This is a genomic window from Achromobacter sp. D10 (assembly GCF_035282245.1).
Taxonomy (GTDB): domain Bacteria; phylum Pseudomonadota; class Gammaproteobacteria; order Burkholderiales; family Burkholderiaceae_B; genus Achromobacter; species Achromobacter insolitus.
In genome coordinates, this window is sequence record NZ_JAYJLE010000039.1 from 1 (window position 1) to 525 (window position 525).

The window sequence follows — 525 nt, forward strand, 5'->3', positions numbered from 1 at the left end:
CTGGTCCGTCGTCTTCACGCAAGTCTGGTCGCCTGTGCTGGCGCAGACGCTGCCGATTTCGGTGGACAGGAACGTGCCTGGCGCAAAGCCTTCGGTGGGCGTCAGCAACGGCGTGCCCGTCATCAATATTGCGCCGCCTTCCGCGGGCGGTGTTTCCAATAACCGCTACACGCAATTCAACGTCGGCCCGTCCGGCGCGGTGCTCAACAACAGCGGCGGGCCCAGCCAGACGCAACTGGCCGGCCAGGTGGGCGGCAACCCCATGCTGGGCAACCAGCGCGCCCGCACCATCCTCAACCAGGTCACCGCGCCCAATCCTTCGCAGCTGCTGGGCACGCTGGAAGTGGCCGGCAACCGCGCCAACGTGATCGTCGCCAACCCCGCGGGCATCACGTGCAACGGCTGCGGCTTCCTGAACGCGGACCGTGCCACGCTGACCACGGGCAAGCCCCGGGTGGGCGCCGAGGGCGGCATCGGCTTCGATATCGCGGCGGGCAAGATCCACGTCGACGGCGCGGGCTTGAA

The 525-nt window shown here is 68.2% G+C and carries 1 protein-coding gene; it reads left to right on the forward strand.

The genetic code is table 11. The annotated features are described in order from the left end of the window. Positions 1-525: filamentous hemagglutinin N-terminal domain-containing protein (locus VCS63_RS29735; protein WP_416379218.1), on the forward strand; the 525-nt coding region annotated here is incomplete at both ends.